Source organism: Methylocystis sp. (assembly GCF_051061225.1).
GTDB lineage: Bacteria > Pseudomonadota > Alphaproteobacteria > Rhizobiales > Beijerinckiaceae > Methylocystis.
In genome coordinates, this window is the sequence record NZ_JBPFEB010000045.1 from 89,117 (window position 1) to 105,312 (window position 16,196).

The window sequence follows — 16,196 nt, forward strand, 5'->3', positions numbered from 1 at the left end:
GTCAGCCTCTTGCGGCGCCGCGCTCGTTGAGCCAGGCGTCCGCCAGATTCCAGGCCACGGCCACGACGATCGGTCCGACGAACAGGCCCAATATGCCGTGCGCCAGGATGCCGCCGATGACGCCGATGAAGGTGACGATCACGGGGGTCGTGAGTCCATGGGAGAGAAAGAATGGCTTCACCAGCGCATCGGAAAGGCTGACGGCGCCCAGACACAGGCTGAGCGCGAGCGCTGGCGCGACAGGCCGTTCGGCCCAGGCCCAGATCATGACGGGCACGGTGACGAGGCCCGGTCCGATCTGAACGATCCCCAGGATCAGCACCAGGAGGGTCAGGACGCTCGCGGCGGGAACGCCCGCCACGGACATGCCGATCCCCGACACGATCGCCTGGAGAAGCGACATTCCAATGACCCCGCGGGAGACCGCGCGTATGGTGGCGCCGGCCAGCTCTACAAAGCGCACGCCATGCCCCCTGTCGATCTTGCCGGCAAGATTTTCAGCGACGGCGACGAGCGGCTTCGCATAGAGAAATAGAAACCCCGTCACGAGCACGGACACGAGGAATTTCAGGCTGCCCACGCCCGCGCTGCTGACGGCTTCGATCAGCTTTTCTCCCAGCGGCCGCAACTGCGGAAGAAGAGGCGCTAGGGCGCTCCGCGCATTGGTCGATGCGAGGGCCCAGAAATCATACAGAGGCTGTCCGACAAGAGGCCACGACTTCACCGACTCCACAGGCGGCGGAACGGCGAGCCGCCCATTGCTGGCGCTGTCGATAATGCGCGTCGACGCCTCGATCAGATCGATGCCGAGCCAGGTGACGGGACCGACGACGAGCAGCAGACTGACGCAGGTCAGCATCGTCGCGGCCGCCCGGGGCCTGCCGCCGAACGTGGCGGAGAGCCAGTCGAAGGCAGGATAAAGCGCGACCGCCATAATCACGCTCCAGGCGATGATCGGCGCGAAGGGGAAAACGATGACCGACGTCCAATAGATCAGAATGGCGATGAGGCAGAGCCGGATGGCAAGCTCGATCGCATTGTGGTCATCGCGTTCCGCAGCGTCCGATGTTCGGCTGGCCCTCGCGGGAGGCCAGAACATGTCGGTCCATCTCCGACTTGGGGAAGCAACGGATCGTTCGTTCCTCGACGCGCTCATGTGAGGCCGTTCGTCATGCGCTGAACCTCGACTACTCTTGCGTCTGAGCGGAGACTTGGCAAGTCCCTTGGCGACTCCTGCAGACGCTCGGGCGCTCAAATCGAGCAGGCGCCTCATTGGTCGGCTTGTGGGCGGCAGGATGCTTGAAAGTCGTAACGGTGGGATGACCCTCGGCGAAAGAGATGGCGGAGGCCGCTAATACGTCGTGTCGAGCAGATCGTAATAGGAAAGGTCGAGATACCCCGCCTGCTCGCCACGACGCCTGAAGTTCCATTCATTGAACCAGTCGAGCGTGGCCCAGAAACGCGCGCTGTTGCGCAGCACGCCATAGCGGTTCCGCAACGCGTTCCAGTCGTCGAGCGTCTGAACCGCGCGCAATTCCTTCAGGAACGCGGGCGCCTGGGCGAGATCGAGATCGATGAAGAGGTTGGGAAAACCGCCGACAATTGTGGGGTAGACGCTCATCGTGTCTTCGTCGGGGAGCGCCTCGCCATTCTGGAAGAACATGTTGAACTGCGTCTTGTAGACGCGATTGGCGACCAGCGAATAGACCCGCGAGTCGCGGCCGTGGTTCAATCGCAGCAGCACGACGCTCGGCAGAAAGCGGGGGAATCTATAGGCCGTCGTGTCGGTCAGCAGCGAGACGGCCTCGGCCCAGCGCCGATAGCCGTCGATCGGGCTTTCCAGTGAAATCTTCGGCTTGATCCTGGGGTTGAGTCTGTCGACCGGCCCGCTGATCGCCGGCCCCATGCGCGCCTGGATGCGGTCGACAATTTCGAGCAAGGGCTTCGACGGGTCTTGCGCGCCAGCGCCGGGCAGGGTCCGGTCGGGAAAGGGCACAAGCAAGCGCCCGATTGCGCCAAAGACGCCCTGTGCCCATTGGCGGCGGATCGGCTCGCGATCCGTATCCGGCAGCAGGAGCAGGAAATTGTCCTCCATCTCCTGTCGAAGGAAATTGAAGAAAACAAGCGTCTCGAGCTTGCCGGTGTCGCCCTCCCAATATTTGTAGCTGGCGACCGTATCGTAATAGAGGCGCTCCAGCCCGCTATAGCTGACCAGCCATTGGCTGGGCGGCATGCCGCCCTGTCGGCCCTTCATCACCGAGACATTGGTCTCATGGCGCAGAACGGTCAGCCAGGCGTTCGGATTCCTGCCGCCGCCGTTCCAGATCGCGTCGACGGTCAAACCTTCGGGCGTAAGTTTCTTCTGGGCCTTTGCGTAAGCGTCCGCATATTTGGCGTCGCCGATGGGAGAGCGGTCCATCATCGCGGACCATGTCTCCAGACCCAGTTTCGGGTCCTGCACCGAAGGGTCGTAGCGAGGGTCGAGGAAATAGACCCAGAAATGGTCCTTGACCGCATAGGTCGCCGTCTGTCCGAGGCATACGGGGCCATAAGTGATGCCGCCGACGATGACCTCGGAGTTTTCGAGCAGAAACAGCGAGCGCGCTTCCGCCGGGATGGCCCGGTAGATCCGAAACGGATTGCCGACCCCCCAGGGCGGGTTCATGTCCTGCGTCTTGTCCCAGTCGCGCCCCAGAAAAAGCGCCTTGAGACGCGCGAGCGACTCCTTGTTCAGACTCCAGACGAAATGGTTCTTCTGAACCCTTGGCGTCGTGACCTTCTGGAGGCGGTACGAGAACTGCTCGACCTTCGCATGTGCGTAAGGATCGTCGTAGGGGAGCGGCGTATCGATGACCTTGATCGGCTGCTCTTCGGCCAGGGCGGTCCTCGCAGCGGCCGGGGTCGAAGATCGAACCAGACGGAAAAAGTCTCCCGGGCTTTCCTCCAGAACAATGCTGGCCTGATAGACGTGATCGAAGATGTAGCGGGCCACCAGGCGGTTGCGCGGATCGAGGTCGTTGAGGAAATCCTCCCATTCCGCGACAGCCGCCTTGCCGCTCACCGTCGCGGCGCGTCGAAGCGCCTCCGGCGTCGGACCCGGCGCGCCATTGGCGATCCAGTCCGCCAGTTTCCCGAGGTCTGCGTCGGAGACGGCTGGCAGGCCGAAGGGCATGCCGGCGGCGGGATTCGCCTGCAGATAAGCGTCCAGAGCCTCGGGGCTCCCCGGGCACTGGTGGTCGAAGCGCTTGGCGTAGAGCGGCATCGTCGCCGCGCGCGAGAAGCCTGGCTGGTTGTGCCGATGGCCGGCGAGCGCCATCTTGTAGAGCAGCGAGTGGTCCTGGCGGTCCGACTGCGTCCCTTCGCGATCGAGAATGGGGAAGAATCCGCGCCGCCGCCAGTCTGCGGTGGTCTCGACCACATCCATGCCGACGCGCGGGCTGGATTCGATGTGGCTGCTGTAGGGGTTGACGCCGAATCCGCTGCGGTCGGCGCCGCGAAAGGAGTCGAGCTTCACATTGCAGGGCGAGCCGAGACAGCCGTGACAGGCGATGCAGCGGCGGATGAAGATCGGCTGGATGTCGGTCGTGTAATCCACGGAGGGGACGGTCTGCGCCACCGCGGTTTCAGTCTCGGCGAATCCGGCCAGCAACAGGAGCCCCGCGACGATGGCCGCAAGGAGGCTGGAAGAGCGGTCGAGACGTCTCTCCGAATGCATGAACCACCCCTGTGCTTGCATCCTGCTTCACAAGACAAGAGGCGAGTGTATGGCGCAGAACAAGCCAGGGTCAACGCAGCGCAACGCTCTCGCCGCCTCGAGCCCCATGTTCTTGTCCAGTCGCTGTCGCGTTGGAAGCCAAGCCTACCTTGGCCATTGTCTGATTGCGCACCCCAATTCCCGCTGCGCTTCATTTCGAAGCGCGCGCTTGCGGCCGAACTTGCTCGATGGGATGGACTGCAGAGCGATCAATTTCGTGGCCGCACGCTTCGCCATCTGCGTGGCGTCCACTGCGAGTTGAGCGCCTTGCGGTTTGAATGGTTTCGTCATTGGCTTGGCCCGCGCCTTAAATCACACCCGACAGCCTAACCAACGCCGAGAGACTTGGTGACGTGGCAACTTGCCTCAGGCGCCGGGGCGAGTGGGATACAGTGACTGCTGATCTCGCGAGAGCGGCGGTGCACGCCGCAGGCGTCCGACGCCAGGCGACTGTTCGCGTCAGCTTGGGCAGCGCTGCATTCGAATGCGCTCCACCGATGCGGTCGATGACTCGTGGGTGACGCGCACATCGGCCGCATATCGTACGGGATATATCTATGGCGCTTTCCCATAATTGGCTTCTCTTCTGGATATCTGGAATCATACCAACTGTTTTTGTTCGCGACCACATTATCAATCATCATCGCATCCGCTTCGTTTCACATCGTCGAATTACGAGCGCTGCGAATGAAGAGACTCTTCTCTGCCGATGCACGCGGCAGCACTACAATGCGCGGATGAGCATCCGTTCGTGGAGGGATGCGCTATGGGCCAGGTTCTCCACCGGAGCGCGGTGGCGAAGGTCTGGCCGATGATCAGCGCCCTCTCCTTAGCCCTGTCTGGCAGCCTGAAATTCGTGTCGGGCGGCGCTTTCTTTGCTTTCGCGCCTGTCCGCGAGGCTACCGGCGCGCCAGCGAGCCCCTGGCGTCGCTCATGATATGAGCGTCGCTGGATCGGAGCGGCCGCGTAATCGCCATGGTTGTTCGTCTACTCTCGCACGGGGGAATCAGCAGGCGCCGAATGTCCCGTGAATTATCCGATGTCGACATTGCCCTCCTCTGCGAGAGAATCGCTGCGGCAGCAGATCACCCTGAACTGACGTGCCATGAGGCGGAGGCGCTGGACTCGATAAGCGTCCGGTTGCGCCGGTATGGCTCCAACCTGTTTTTGAGCGCTGGGGAGCGCCACCGGCTGTATCGAATTTTTGAGAAAGCGGGTTGCCTGCCTCGGCTACGACAGCCGTGAACGCCGCAGCGCCTCAAAGGCGCGGGCGTGGCCGTTTGTTACCGTGCAGACATAGCTCAGAAACGATTGCGGGATATTGCGGCTGCGCGCGACGGCTGCGCACCGGGTGGCCCGCGCGGGGCGGCTCGCTCGCTCCGCCAGGATTCGGCGGGCGGGCCGTCTTCACCCCAGCCCGAAAAAATAGGGCAAGATAACGGTCCACGAAAGCGATGCGACGTTTGTTCGCTTGTACCGACACGACTGTGTGGCTACCGCGATGCGACTGAGGGATTCGCGACGCGCCTGGATGCGCCATGGTCTCAGCGCCGATCGCAATGATATCATCGATAATACCGATACGTTGCCTATGCTCGAATGCTTCTTCGATCCGCTCCTCCGCAGATAGCGGAACCAAGAAGACGAATCTTCCAAATCGACAACTGTCCACGAAAGCACTTTTTCATTCGGTTATTTCAAAGCTATCCTCCGCAATTCACGAAGAAGGTTTTTGAGCTGATTCAAAAAGAGACCGCGCCACAGGCCGTCGAATGCTATGAGCCCCGACGGCTCTGCAGAAAGATCGACCAACTCTGGCCGCCCACTATCTCCACGCTTCCCTGCTAAAGTTCATGCTGTGATTTCAAGGCATGAGAATCTTGCAGGCCGACGAGAAGGGGCCAGCCGATGCCCAAGCTCTCCGACAATTTCGCCTGCTCCGCCTTGCCCCACGCCACGGGTTCAAGCTGGAACAACGGAACGCCGCTCGCGTTGCACGCGTGGCCGAGGGGCTTTGTCACGCAGGGACCCGGAGAAGCGGCAATGAGAAATTCGAGCAAGATGCTTACAACGGCGCTCGCCGCAATCATGCTGGTCAGCACAGTGTCCATTTCAACCCCTGCCTCGGCATGGAGCCGTTGGGGTTGGGGCGGCGGATGGGGCCGTCATATGGGTTGGGGCGGCGGTTGGGGTGGTCGCTGGGGCTATGGTGGCGGATGGGGCCGCTGGGGTTATGGTGGATTGGGGCTGGGAGCTGGCCTGGCCACTGGCTTGGCGCTCGGCGCTGGCTACCCATACGGCGGCTACGGCTATTATGGGTCCGCCTATCCATACGGCGGTTATGGCTACTACGGGTCTGGGTATGGCGGCTGCGGCACTTACGGAATGGCCTCTCCCACTTATTCATACCCAGCCACTTATGGCTACGGCGGCGGGTGCAACTGCAGCTGCTAGCGAATTTGGCAGCCGCTCGCCAGTTTGCCCGGCCCGGATTTAGCCACGTCCGCGGGCCGTCGCAAAAGTGCAACCGCGCTATCGCGCGGTTGCACGACGCCCTCGGCTCGGAACTTGGTATTTCCCTTCAGTCGAGGGGGACACGGCAACCCTTGTGATTTCTGCAGCGACTGTCCCCCGCCTCCCTCACTGTCCGATGAACTTGAACGGCTCGGCCAGCGCGAATTTGTCGGAGGCCTCGCCAAAACCGCGCGCCAGATCGTCGAGGCAATGTTCGGCTGCTTGGGATCGGCGAGGCCGAGCGGGACGGAAAGCGCGCGCACCAGCGAGAAAACCTCCGCAGTCGCGAGCAACGGGTTCCCCTTCACCTTGGGCGCCGCGTAGAGGTTCCAGCTCATGCGGGCGAAACGGTCCGACGCGCGGGCCGTGCCTGGCAGGAACTCTAGACCGCCGACCGTCTTCCAATAGGCGTTGACAATAGCTTCGAGCATTGTTGTGGAGATCACAACAACGCTCACGAGCGAATTAAAGACCGCTTCCGTAGAATCCGGGCGCTGGTCCTGACAACCATCAGAACACGCCGCCCGGCCCTGTCGTCCCTCCCGACGACCCGGGAGAAGTCGACTGGTCCTGACGAGTGGAGGCTGCCGACGGCTTCGTTGAGAGCAACAGCGTCATCATGACGGGCGGAGTCCATTTCGCCGTCGCAAGCAGAAGCGCGCGCCGCTCTGCGATGCGCGCATCGCAGCCCTCGCCATCGTCGGCAGGGATTTGTCGGGGAGAGCCTACCCTCTCTGTCTTTCCTTCTCCGGCACCCATGCGTCCCACCTCGAATGACCAAGTTTTACAAGGAGCCAGGGAGCCTCGATGGCCACCGGCCATGAATTGAGACTGCCTTTCGTCCGCAGTCAGGAGTTCTTGCAGACGAGCTGCATCGACTTGTCGGTGCTGTCCATCGTGACGCTCACACCCGCGAAGAAGTCCGCCATGCTCAGTGGGTAGCCTCTGTTCGCCGAGACGTCGTTGAGCACGCAGTTCGCGAAGGTTTGCTTGTCAGTCTGCATCCGAATGCGCACAGTCGCGCCGACCAGGTCGCTGTGGATGACGAAACTCCACGCGCTGACGCCGGTCGCTGACGGCGTGCGGTAGTCCGAGACATAGTCTCCCGCCTTCGCGCCCCAGTCAGGGTGCGGAATGGTGACGTAGAGAAAGTTCGACGTGACGAAGTCGGGCTTGGGAAAATACGCCACGTCCTTGCCGTCGTAGCCCGGAAGCGATCACCGTGCCGACACTCGCCGTTTGCTCCGAGAGGCGACGTGCGTCGTCATAGACCTCGAGCACAGCAGACCACTCGCGAGCCGTCTTGCCCGCAGCCGCCGGCGAAACCCGCCTGGTGGTCGCGCTGGACGACGGGGCGCCAGGGTTCACTGTCACCGCGCCAGGTCCAACAAACGGCGGACGCGACGATGAAGCCGCCGGGATCAGCAGCACGACATCGCTTCTGCCAATGACGCCGTCGCCAACGTTGACGAAGAAAGACTGGAAATATCCAAGATTCGCCGAAACCGTGGCTGGCTGCAGATCATTGAACGTGTGATAGGCGCCCGCCTTCGGGTTGAAGATGCTGATCGCGTTATCGGCGAGCAAGACGGGATTCGCTTTAGTGCCTGTGCAGCTCGCGTCCGTACTGTTGGCCGCCTGGCAAGGCGTGTAGGCGGCCGTGCAGGTTCCTGCCGACGCATTATATCCCGCGCAGACGCGCACGCTGCTCCAGTCCACCGGATAAGGCAGAGGATTGGGAGCAAGATTCCAGGCGTTGTTTCCGACGCCGACTGCGCGGGGATTGGAAAGCGGATAGACGAAGCAATTTCCGGAGGGGCAGTAGGTCGTGTTGGCGAAGGTTCCCTTGGGTTTCGATCCGCCAGCGTTGGAGCACTTGACCGACATCCTTCCAGCATTGGGCTGTTGGTAGCTCTTGATCCAATAGCCGCCGCCCAGGGGCGTATTGCCCTGATTATTGTAATTCAGCTTGTCGCCCGCATTGACATAATCATATGTCCCGGGGGTAGAGGTGTTGCTGATCTTGTAGAAGTCGACGACCCAGCCCTTTCCGGAGCAGTTCACGCCGCCGTTTGTGCCGGAGTTCAGCTTATAGCAAGCGGCCGGGAAATTGCCGCCGAGAGCCGACGTGACCTCTTGTGTGCCAATTGGATTGCACGGCAAAGCGAACATTTGCCATGACACGGCCGTGGGATTCACCACCTGGCCTGGGCCGCCGAGCGGAGCGCCGGCGAGCAGATAGCCGTCTCCCGTCGCCATCACGGTCACAGCCGCGCCGTTGAAAATCGAGGTCGACGGCGTCGGGCCCTGAAGCGAGAGAATCGCGTAATCCGAACTGGTGGTGTTGCCGTTGCCCCATTCGCCGTTGGCGTTGGCGCCCCAGCAATAGAGCGTGCCGTCGTAACGAAGCGCGCAGTTGTGGTCCGAGCCGACGCTCAGGTCAATGACATTGGTCAGCGGCGTGGCCGCCGCCGTCAGGACCTTGACAGGCGTGTAGGAACTGTTTGTGTTTCCCGACGTGCCGTTGCCGAGGCGCCCGGTGTTGTTGTTGCCCCAGCAATAGGCCGTTCCGTCGGTCGCACGCGCACAGGGCCCGCCGGAGGTCGAGCCGGATCCATGATCGACATCCGCGATCGTGGCCGTGAACATCGACGTGTTCACAGCGGAGGGGCAACTGATCTGCGCCGCTGTGCCGGAGGCCACCATACCGGATTCGCCGTTGTTGTTTTCACCCCAGCAGAAGAGCGAACCGGCGCTGTTCACTCCGCAGGTCGATCCACGCGCGGCCGTGTTCCCACGGCCGACGGACACATGCAGAAAATCCATCGTCGACGTAATCTGACTTGTCGTCGTCGCCGCGCCGCTCGACGTGTAGGCGTTCGTGGCGCATGTGCCGGTCTTAACCGCTGTCGGCGTCGGCTGAGGCGATGGACTGCCCTGCGTGGAGACGCCATTGCCAACCTGGCCTGCAACATTCGATCCCCAGCAGTAAATCTGATGCACGGATCCGCCCATGGAGGCGGAGGCGCAGCCATGCTGTTGTGTCACGTCGATGTCGACCACCCCGGTCAGAAACGAAGTCGCGCTGGTTCCCGGCTCCACGGCGGCGCTCGACGCATAGGTCGCTGCTGTGAATGCGGGGTTCCCCAGCTTTCCGGTGGTGTTATCGCCCCAGCAGCGCGCCGTGCCGTCGTTGAGAATGGCGCAGGTGGCCTGGTAACCCGCGTGGATGAATGTCGCGGGCAGGGGCAGCGAAACCTGGAGAGGCGTCGTTTGCGGATTCAGGGCTCCGCTTCCGACCTGGTTCAAGGCGTTCGAGCCCCAGCACCAAACGCCGCCGTCCTGATCGAGTCCGCAGGCATGATCGAAGCCCGCGCTCATCTGGATGAAGCTGACGTTGGTTCCCAGCAACATGTTGACCGGGCTCGTCTGGTTGGTGGAGCTGGACGAGCCCCCATTCGCCAGCACGCCGTTGAGCTCGGCGCCCGAGGCCCCGAATACGCCCACGGCGCTTTGAGCAAAGGCGTGCTGGGCCATGAGGGCTAGCATGAACGTGACAATAATCCGCAACATTCCGTTGACCAGCCTCTTGGAATTGTCAATTGAGGGATAATGCTTACGTATAATCACGTATTTTGCGAGACGAAAAGCATGCGACCCCAAGAGAAAATTGCAGATATCTGAAAAGTCTGGGTATTTTTTCGTTCGCTGTTTCGGCATTGAAATTTGGAATTACTGTATGTTACGTTACGTTACATCAAGCCCAACATCCCGGCGCTGTTCACGTTGGGTCGATTCGGGGCAACGAGCGTCTCAACTTCGCATAACGAGGCGAGGCGCTACCTAAGGCTTGGCTTATCGGCCGCCCGGCGGTCTTCACGACCGCCGCGGGACGGGATCTGTTTGATTGCAGCGGGTGACCGGCGCTCTTCTCCCGCTTTCCGACAATGTCACTTTTCATGCACGCCAGCTCATTGTGCGGCTGCCGTCATTGGTACATGGTGCCGCCAAACGGCGTTTTTTTGGGAAGGGATTCCGGATGACCAGATGGCTGGCTGCGAACAAATGGATGGCGATCTTCGCGATCAGCTTTCTCGGTCTCTCCGCGGTCGGCGGCTGGGCGTATTTGTATCAAACGCTTCCGGGAGGCGTTTGGCACCGTAACCGTCTCACCGGGGCGACCTGCTATAAGACCGTTTATTGCTGGACCAGCACGAAGGATCCCTTCGGCAAGGGTCTGAAGTTGCCAAACGAGCCCTTTGGAAAAATCGAAGAGTAGGAGAGGCCGCGCAACCACGCGCGAGAGGGATGCGCCCCGCGGCACTGCAACCGCGCGCGGCTGCATGTCCTTGTCACAGTCCGGATGGAGATGGATGCAGCCGCACCCGCCGCCGGAATAGCCGTAATAGGCGGGGTATGAATAAGTGGGATCGGCCGAGCCATAATAGCCGCAGCCGCCGATCGTCCGGGATCATCGACGCCCGCCTCGATGGCGGGTTCAGCGTTTCATGACGTGACGGCGGACACGATCGGAAGATTGACGCGGATCGAGGCGCTGACTCTTTCCAGAGATTCGTGCAGATCATGCGCGCGCTTTTCGGCGCCGTCGGCCCGCGCGCTGGTCCCTTCGAGATCGTCCAGCTTCACGGCGACGAGTTCCTGCAAGGCTTTCGCGCTTTCATGGGCGCGGTCGAGCTCCAACAGCAGTTCCTCGATCCGCGCCTGCGCTGCTTCGGTCATCGCCTCCGCCTTTTCGACGCGCTCGCTGGCGTCTCGTAACTTGTCCTGCAAAACCCTGGTCGCGCCGTGCACGCGCGTGACGGCTTGGGTCGATTGGGTCTCGCGTTCCCGAATGGCGCGCGACGCCGTCACCACGAGATCAATCGCGGCGGTCGCCTCATCCGTCTCCGGCGCGCGGCCGGCGGAGTGGCGCTCCCGCTTTCCTGTCGCGGTCGAATTGCGAACCATTGCAGCGTCATTCGTGACAGTCGCGGGCGCCATGTCCTTCTCCCGGTTCCGGCGGATCGAAGGCCGCCCCGAATCACATCCAGTAATTCTGCCGTCTCATTAGGATGAAAATGCAAAAATGTAACATCAAAGAACCATCCCCAAGCCGCCAATCCACAGATAATCCCGCCTCCGCCTCAATATCAATCTCAAAAACAGAGGCTTAAATGCCATCAGGCGGCCTCTCAAAGACGATCGCACACGTCACATCACGTAACGCGTTTCCGCTCGCCACGCCCGGATCAGGCCAAGGAGTCGAGCAACGCCTGAAGATCCTCGAAACTGGCGGGCTTGGTGAGCTGACGATCGAAGCCCGCCTCCCTTGCGCGCCCGCTGATCTGCTCCTGGCCCCATCCCGTCAGCGCGACGAGCATGACGTCGCGCCCTTCCGGGAGGGCGCGCAGGCGCTCGGCGGTCTCGTAGCCGTCCATCTTCGGCATTCCAATATCGAGAAAGACCAGCCGCGGCTTGAAGTCCCGGACAGCCTCCAGCCCGGCCGCGCCGCTGTAGGCGACGCGCACCTCGGCGCCGAACGTCTCCAGGAACATGACAAGGCTGTCGGCGACGTCGTGGTCGTCGTCGATCACCAGAATGCGGTGCGCCGCGCGCGCGGCGCTGTTGTCGGTCATGGGCATCCCCTCGTCGCCTCCCTCATTTGTGCGCATCGGCAGCCGGACCACGAAGGCGCTGCCGCGCCCAAGTCCCTCACTGTGCGCTTCGACCGTTCCGCCATGCAGGCTCACCAGGCTTTTCACCAGCGACAAGCCGATGCCGAGACCGCCTTGAGCGCGGCCGAGGCTGCGGTCGACCTGCGTGAAGAGATCAAAGACATGCGGCAGCATCTCGGGCGGTATTCCGACGCCGCTGTCGCGCAGCGTGACGACCGCCTCGTCGCCGTCCTGTTCCGCGGTCAGGCCGATGAACCCGCCCGGCTCCGTGTATTTTGCAGCATTGTGCAGGAGATTGGTGAAAATCTGCGCGAGGCGCACGGGATCGGCGTGCAGCCTGATCGGACGCGCCGGAAGATCGACGCTCAGGCGATGCCCGCCCTTCTCGATCATCGGCTGGGCGGTTTCGATGGCGTGACGCAGCACCTCGGCCAGATCGACCGGCTGAATCCGCAGTTCGATCTTACCGCGCGTGATGCGGGAGACCTCCAGAAGATCATCGACGAGACGCACGAGATGTCTCGACTGGCGATGGATCATCGACAGCAAGGCGAGCTCGCGCGGCGGCCGCTTCGTCGCCTTGTCCTGCAAGAGCACGTGTACCGCGTTGCGGATCGGCGCCAGCGGATTGCGCAGCTCATGCGCGAGAGTCGCGAGAAATTCATCCTTGCGTCGGTCCGCCGCCTTCAGCGCGTCCTCCACGCGCTTGCGCTCCGTGATGTCGCGGCTGACGGTCGCAAGGCCGACCGGCTCGCCGGCGGCGTCACGCAGGAAAAACACATTGTAGAGCATCCACACGGCGTCGCCCGTGTCGAAGCGACGAAAACGGATTTCGACATTGGCGTGGCCATCCCGCATGACCGCTGGAAAGAACTCGTGGAGGATGTACGCCTGATCTTCGGGAAAGAAGAAATCCGCGACCTTGACGCGCGCCGCCTCCTCGAAGCTTTCGAGACCCACCAGCCGAAGGCCGGCGGGATTGACGTAGATCGGGCGGAACGACAGGTCGCAGATGCCGATGAATTCGACGCTTTGCTCGGCGAGAGAGACGAAGTTCTGACGCTCCATCTCGGTGCGCTTGCGCGCCGTCACATCCTGCGCCGTCCCGATCATCCGGACAGCGCGGTTGTTTTCGAAGAACACCGACCCGGTCGCGGAGATCCATCGCTCGGGTAGGCCTGGCGCGAGCACGCGGTATTCTGTCTCGATGCGCCCGCCTTCCACCGGATCGAGCGCGCGACGAACGTCCGCCTCCACATGGGCGCGATCGTCGGGATGCACCCCGGCGAGCAAAATCTCATAGCTCGGGGCGGCGCCGTCGGGGAGTCCCCATATCCCGCGCAAGCGGTCGTCCCAGACCATTTCTCCCGTGTCGGGACGCCAGTCGAAAATGCCCGTGTCGCCCGACTCGAGGGCGAGCTGGAGGCGCAGCTCGCTTTCCCGCAGAAGCGCCTCGGATTTGCGACGGTGCGTGACGTCGCTGAACAGAACGGCGACCCTGTTCTCGCCAAGCGCCCCGATGCGATAGGCGTAGACGTCGAAATAACGTCCCATCGCCTTCGAGTAATCCTCGAAGCGAATCGGGCGGCCTGTGCGGGCGACCTCGCCATAGACGGCGAACCAGCCCGACTCGATGTCGGGGATGAAGTCGCGAATCGTGCGGCCCACGGCCTGCGTCAGGCCTGACTGTTTCTCGAAGGCGGGATTGGCCTCGATGAAGCGATAATCGCGGGCGCGTCCGTCCTCGCCGAACAGCACCTCGATGATGCAATAGCCCTCGTCCATCTGTTCGAAAAGCGTGCGGTAGCGCTCCTCGCTCGCCCGCAATGCGGCTTCGGCGGTCTTGCGCGCGTCGATGTCGATGTTCATGCAGGTCCATTTGACGAGCGCGCCCTCTGAATCAAGGATCGGCGTCGCCCGCATATTGGTCCAGCGCCAGCAGCCGTCGCGGCCTCTCAGGCGAAATTCGGCGTCGAAATCATCCCGCGCCTCGACCGCCTGCGCCCAGCGCCGGCTGACGCGCTCGCGATCCTCTGGAGACACCGCATCCAGCCAGCCGTCGGCCTCTCGCTCCGCCTCCGTCTGCCCGGTGCAGGCGCGCCAGGACGGACTCTCGGCGACGACACGGCCGTCACGGTCGGTCTCCCAGACCGCCTGCGCGGAGGATTCGACGAGACTGCGAAACCGCTGCTCGCTCTCGCGCAGCGCCGCCTCGGCGCGTCTCATCTGGGTGATGTCCATGAACGCGCCGACGGCGCCGCGCGGGACGCCGCCTTCATCGAAGAGCGGCATGGCCGTGGCCATGACGGTGATCTGACGCCGGTCGGCGCGAACGACATCCAATATCTCGCCGCTGACCGCTTCGCCGCGCGCCGCGCGCTGCATCGGCAATTCCAGGGGCGCCAGCTCGCGTCCGCCGCGCAAGGCGCGAAGAGCCGGGGCGTTGGGCGCGGCCATCGAAAACTCGCCGTGCCGCGCAACGCCGAACATCCGCTCGAGCGCCGGATTGCCCCGAATCCGCTCACCGTGCGAATCGAGGGCGATGGACAGCCCGATCGGCGCCGCGTCGAGGATCGCCTGAAGCTCGGCTGCGTGACGCCTTTCGCGTTGCGCGCTGTCCGCGAGAGCCGCCTGAAACTGGACGCGTTCGGCGCCCGGCTCAAGCAGGCGGAGCAGAATGGCGCGCGGCTCCCCGGGCAGGGCGCGCGCGTCCAGCAAGACGGCCGGCCCGCGCCCATCGTCGAGCACGGCAGCGTCGAGCTGAAGCGTCTCTCTTTGACCCGCCAAAATCTCTTCGAGGCCGGCAAGGAGACGGCCGGCTTGGAGACGGCCGGCCTGCTGGAGACGGCCGGCTTGCGCGTCGTCCCGCAGCCGGGCGCGCAGCGCCGCGAACAGACTGTCTCCCGGGCCGAGCGCGCCGAGACCGCCATGGATCGGCGCGGGGCTCTCCGCCCAGCTCATGTTGATGGCGACAATCGCGCCGTCGGGGCCAAGGATCGCGATTCGTTCGGGGACAGCGTCGAAGGCTGCTCGAAGAAGAGCGAAAGCTTTGCCGTCGTAGCTACTGCGAGAATCCGTAAAAATCAAAGAACAGGACTCCCGATAATCGACCGGTTGCACGCGGGGCCGCAGCTTTGTTTACCAGCTTTTGCGTATAAGACGCCACACGCACTTTGGCGCAGCCCCGCCAGGGGCTTGCCGACTACGGGTTTTTTCTTAGTTCCAGCAAAAGGCGGTCCGCGCGGCGTCTGATCAAGGGACGGGTTTCGTTGCTGATTTGTAAGTTTGACCCTGAAACAACGGTTCTTTGTCCCCCGCATCCCGGGCAAAACGCGCTGATCGGGGAGGAATGCGCGCGGGTCTTGCAAAAGTCGAAAAAACCGATCAGGGTCTGCCACCTTCACACAGGCTGCAGCCTGCCTGATCTCGCAAGCGAGACCGGGCCAAAACCGTTTTACGCGAGAAAAATGCACACCATGGGCGTAGATTTGATTGCGGCGCGTACAATTATGAAAGGCGCGCGCAATCAGATTTTGGGCGACCATATTTTGTCTCCGCCGGCGCCCTCGAGCGACGTCTCTTCCATTTCTAAGCTTGCGCTTCAGGATTCGGATTTCGCCTCATGACCGACCCGCGAGTGGTGCACCTGATCGATGACGACGCGGCCGTCAGGGACGCGGTCGGGCTCCTTTTGCGCACCGAAGGCTTCAAGGTCCAGTCCTACGACTCAGCATTGGCCTTTCTGAAGGCGGCGCCGACGCGCGCAGAGGGATGCGTCGTCACCGATGTGCGCATGCCGGAGATGAACGGGATGGAGCTCATCGCCCAGATGAAGGAGCAGCACATCTCGATCCCGGTCGTGGTGCTGACGGCCCACGCAGACGTGCCGCTCGCCGTCGAAGCGATGAAGCTCGGCGCGGTCGACCTTCTCGAAAAACCGTTCGAGGACGACGCGCTGATCGCGGCCGTCAGCGCCGCGCTGGAGCGGCGCAACGCCGAAGAGAACAGGAGCCGCGAGTCGCAGGAGATCAAGAGTCGCCTCGCCAGCCTCACGCGGCGCGAGAACGAAATCCTCGCCGGCCTCCTCAAAGGGCTCTCCAACAAGGTGATCGCGCACGATCTCGGGATCAGCATTCGCACGGCCGAGGTGCATCGCGCCAATATCATGGCCAAGATGCGCGCCGGCAATCTCGCCGAACTGGTGAAGATGGCGCTCGCGGCCAACACCGCCACCACGACCGGCAACGAATAAG

General features: G+C 62.7%; 11 protein-coding genes. 3 read left to right on the forward strand and 8 right to left on the reverse strand.

The window, feature by feature from the left end; genetic code table 11:
- Position 1 precedes the first annotated feature (1 nt).
- The 6 genes from ACR652_RS09285 to ACR652_RS09310 form a co-directional block, all read right to left on the reverse strand.
- Complete coding sequence (locus ACR652_RS09285) at positions 2–1,099, reverse strand: AI-2E family transporter (protein WP_434506224.1); 1,098 nt, start codon at positions 1,097–1,099, stop codon at positions 2–4.
- A gap of 252 nt (positions 1,100–1,351) precedes the next feature.
- Positions 1,352–3,715 (reverse strand): fatty acid cis/trans isomerase, encoded by a 2,364-nt coding sequence (locus ACR652_RS09290; protein ID WP_434506225.1) that lies wholly within the window; start codon positions 3,713–3,715, stop codon positions 1,352–1,354.
- Positions 3,716–5,598: 1,883 nt separating this feature from the next.
- Entirely contained in the window at positions 5,599–5,865 is a 267-nt protein-coding gene (locus tag ACR652_RS09295; protein ID WP_434506226.1) for a hypothetical protein, read from the reverse strand.
- 339 nt (positions 5,866–6,204) lie between these two features.
- Positions 6,205–6,726, reverse strand: coding sequence for a hypothetical protein (locus ACR652_RS09300; protein WP_434506227.1), 522 nt, complete (start codon positions 6,724–6,726; stop codon positions 6,205–6,207).
- 390 nt (positions 6,727–7,116) lie between these two features.
- The gene (locus ACR652_RS09305; protein WP_434506228.1) at positions 7,117–7,458 is read right to left on the reverse strand and encodes a hypothetical protein; all 342 of its coding nucleotides are present in this window, start codon (positions 7,456–7,458) and stop codon (positions 7,117–7,119) included.
- Complete coding sequence (locus ACR652_RS09310; protein WP_434506229.1) at positions 7,391–9,841, reverse strand: RCC1 domain-containing protein; 2,451 nt, start codon at positions 9,839–9,841, stop codon at positions 7,391–7,393. Before ACR652_RS09310 ends, ACR652_RS09305 begins: the two co-directional genes overlap by 68 nt.
- 334 nt (positions 9,842–10,175) lie before the next feature.
- Between ACR652_RS09310 and ACR652_RS09315 the strand changes: the two genes are divergently transcribed.
- The gene (locus ACR652_RS09315) at positions 10,176–10,547 is read left to right on the forward strand and encodes a hypothetical protein (RefSeq protein ID WP_434506230.1); all 372 of its coding nucleotides are present in this window, start codon (positions 10,176–10,178) and stop codon (positions 10,545–10,547) included.
- Between the two features lie 227 nt (positions 10,548–10,774).
- On the opposite strand, the gene ACR652_RS09320 is transcribed toward ACR652_RS09315, so the two are convergent.
- Both ACR652_RS09320 and ACR652_RS09325 read right to left on the reverse strand, forming a co-directional pair.
- Positions 10,775–11,269: a hypothetical protein gene (locus ACR652_RS09320; RefSeq protein ID WP_434506231.1), complete on the reverse strand. Its 495-nt coding sequence runs from the start codon at positions 11,267–11,269 to the stop codon at positions 10,775–10,777.
- 248 nt (positions 11,270–11,517) lie between these two features.
- Positions 11,518–15,030 (reverse strand): PAS domain S-box protein, encoded by a 3,513-nt coding sequence (locus ACR652_RS09325; RefSeq protein WP_434506232.1) that lies wholly within the window; start codon positions 15,028–15,030, stop codon positions 11,518–11,520.
- Between the two features lie 86 nt (positions 15,031–15,116).
- Between ACR652_RS09325 and ACR652_RS09330 the strand changes: the two genes are divergently transcribed.
- Positions 15,117–15,569: a hypothetical protein gene (locus tag ACR652_RS09330; RefSeq protein ID WP_434506233.1), complete on the forward strand. Its 453-nt coding sequence runs from the start codon at positions 15,117–15,119 to the stop codon at positions 15,567–15,569.
- Positions 15,566–16,195 carry a response regulator FixJ gene (gene fixJ, locus ACR652_RS09335; protein ID WP_434506234.1) on the forward strand — a complete coding sequence of 210 codons (630 nt, stop codon included), beginning with the start codon at positions 15,566–15,568 and terminating at the stop codon, positions 16,193–16,195. Before ACR652_RS09330 ends, fixJ begins: the two co-directional genes overlap by 4 nt.
- Position 16,196: the final 1 nt, after the last annotated feature.

Coding starts and splice junctions, on each gene's coding strand:
- ACR652_RS09320 (WP_434506231.1), bottom strand. CDS start 11,269: ATGGCGCCCGCGACTGTCACGAATGACGCTGCAATGGTTCGCAATTCG.
- ACR652_RS09295 (WP_434506226.1), bottom strand. CDS start 5,865: ATGGACACTGTGCTGACCAGCATGATTGCGGCGAGCGCCGTTGTAAGC.
- fixJ (WP_434506234.1), top strand. CDS start 15,566: ATGACCGACCCGCGAGTGGTGCACCTGATCGATGACGACGCGGCCGTC.
- ACR652_RS09310 (WP_434506229.1), bottom strand. CDS start 9,841: ATGTTGCGGATTATTGTCACGTTCATGCTAGCCCTCATGGCCCAGCAC.
- ACR652_RS09285 (WP_434506224.1), bottom strand. CDS start 1,099: ATGTTCTGGCCTCCCGCGAGGGCCAGCCGAACATCGGACGCTGCGGAA.
- ACR652_RS09290 (WP_434506225.1), bottom strand. CDS start 3,715: ATGCATTCGGAGAGACGTCTCGACCGCTCTTCCAGCCTCCTTGCGGCC.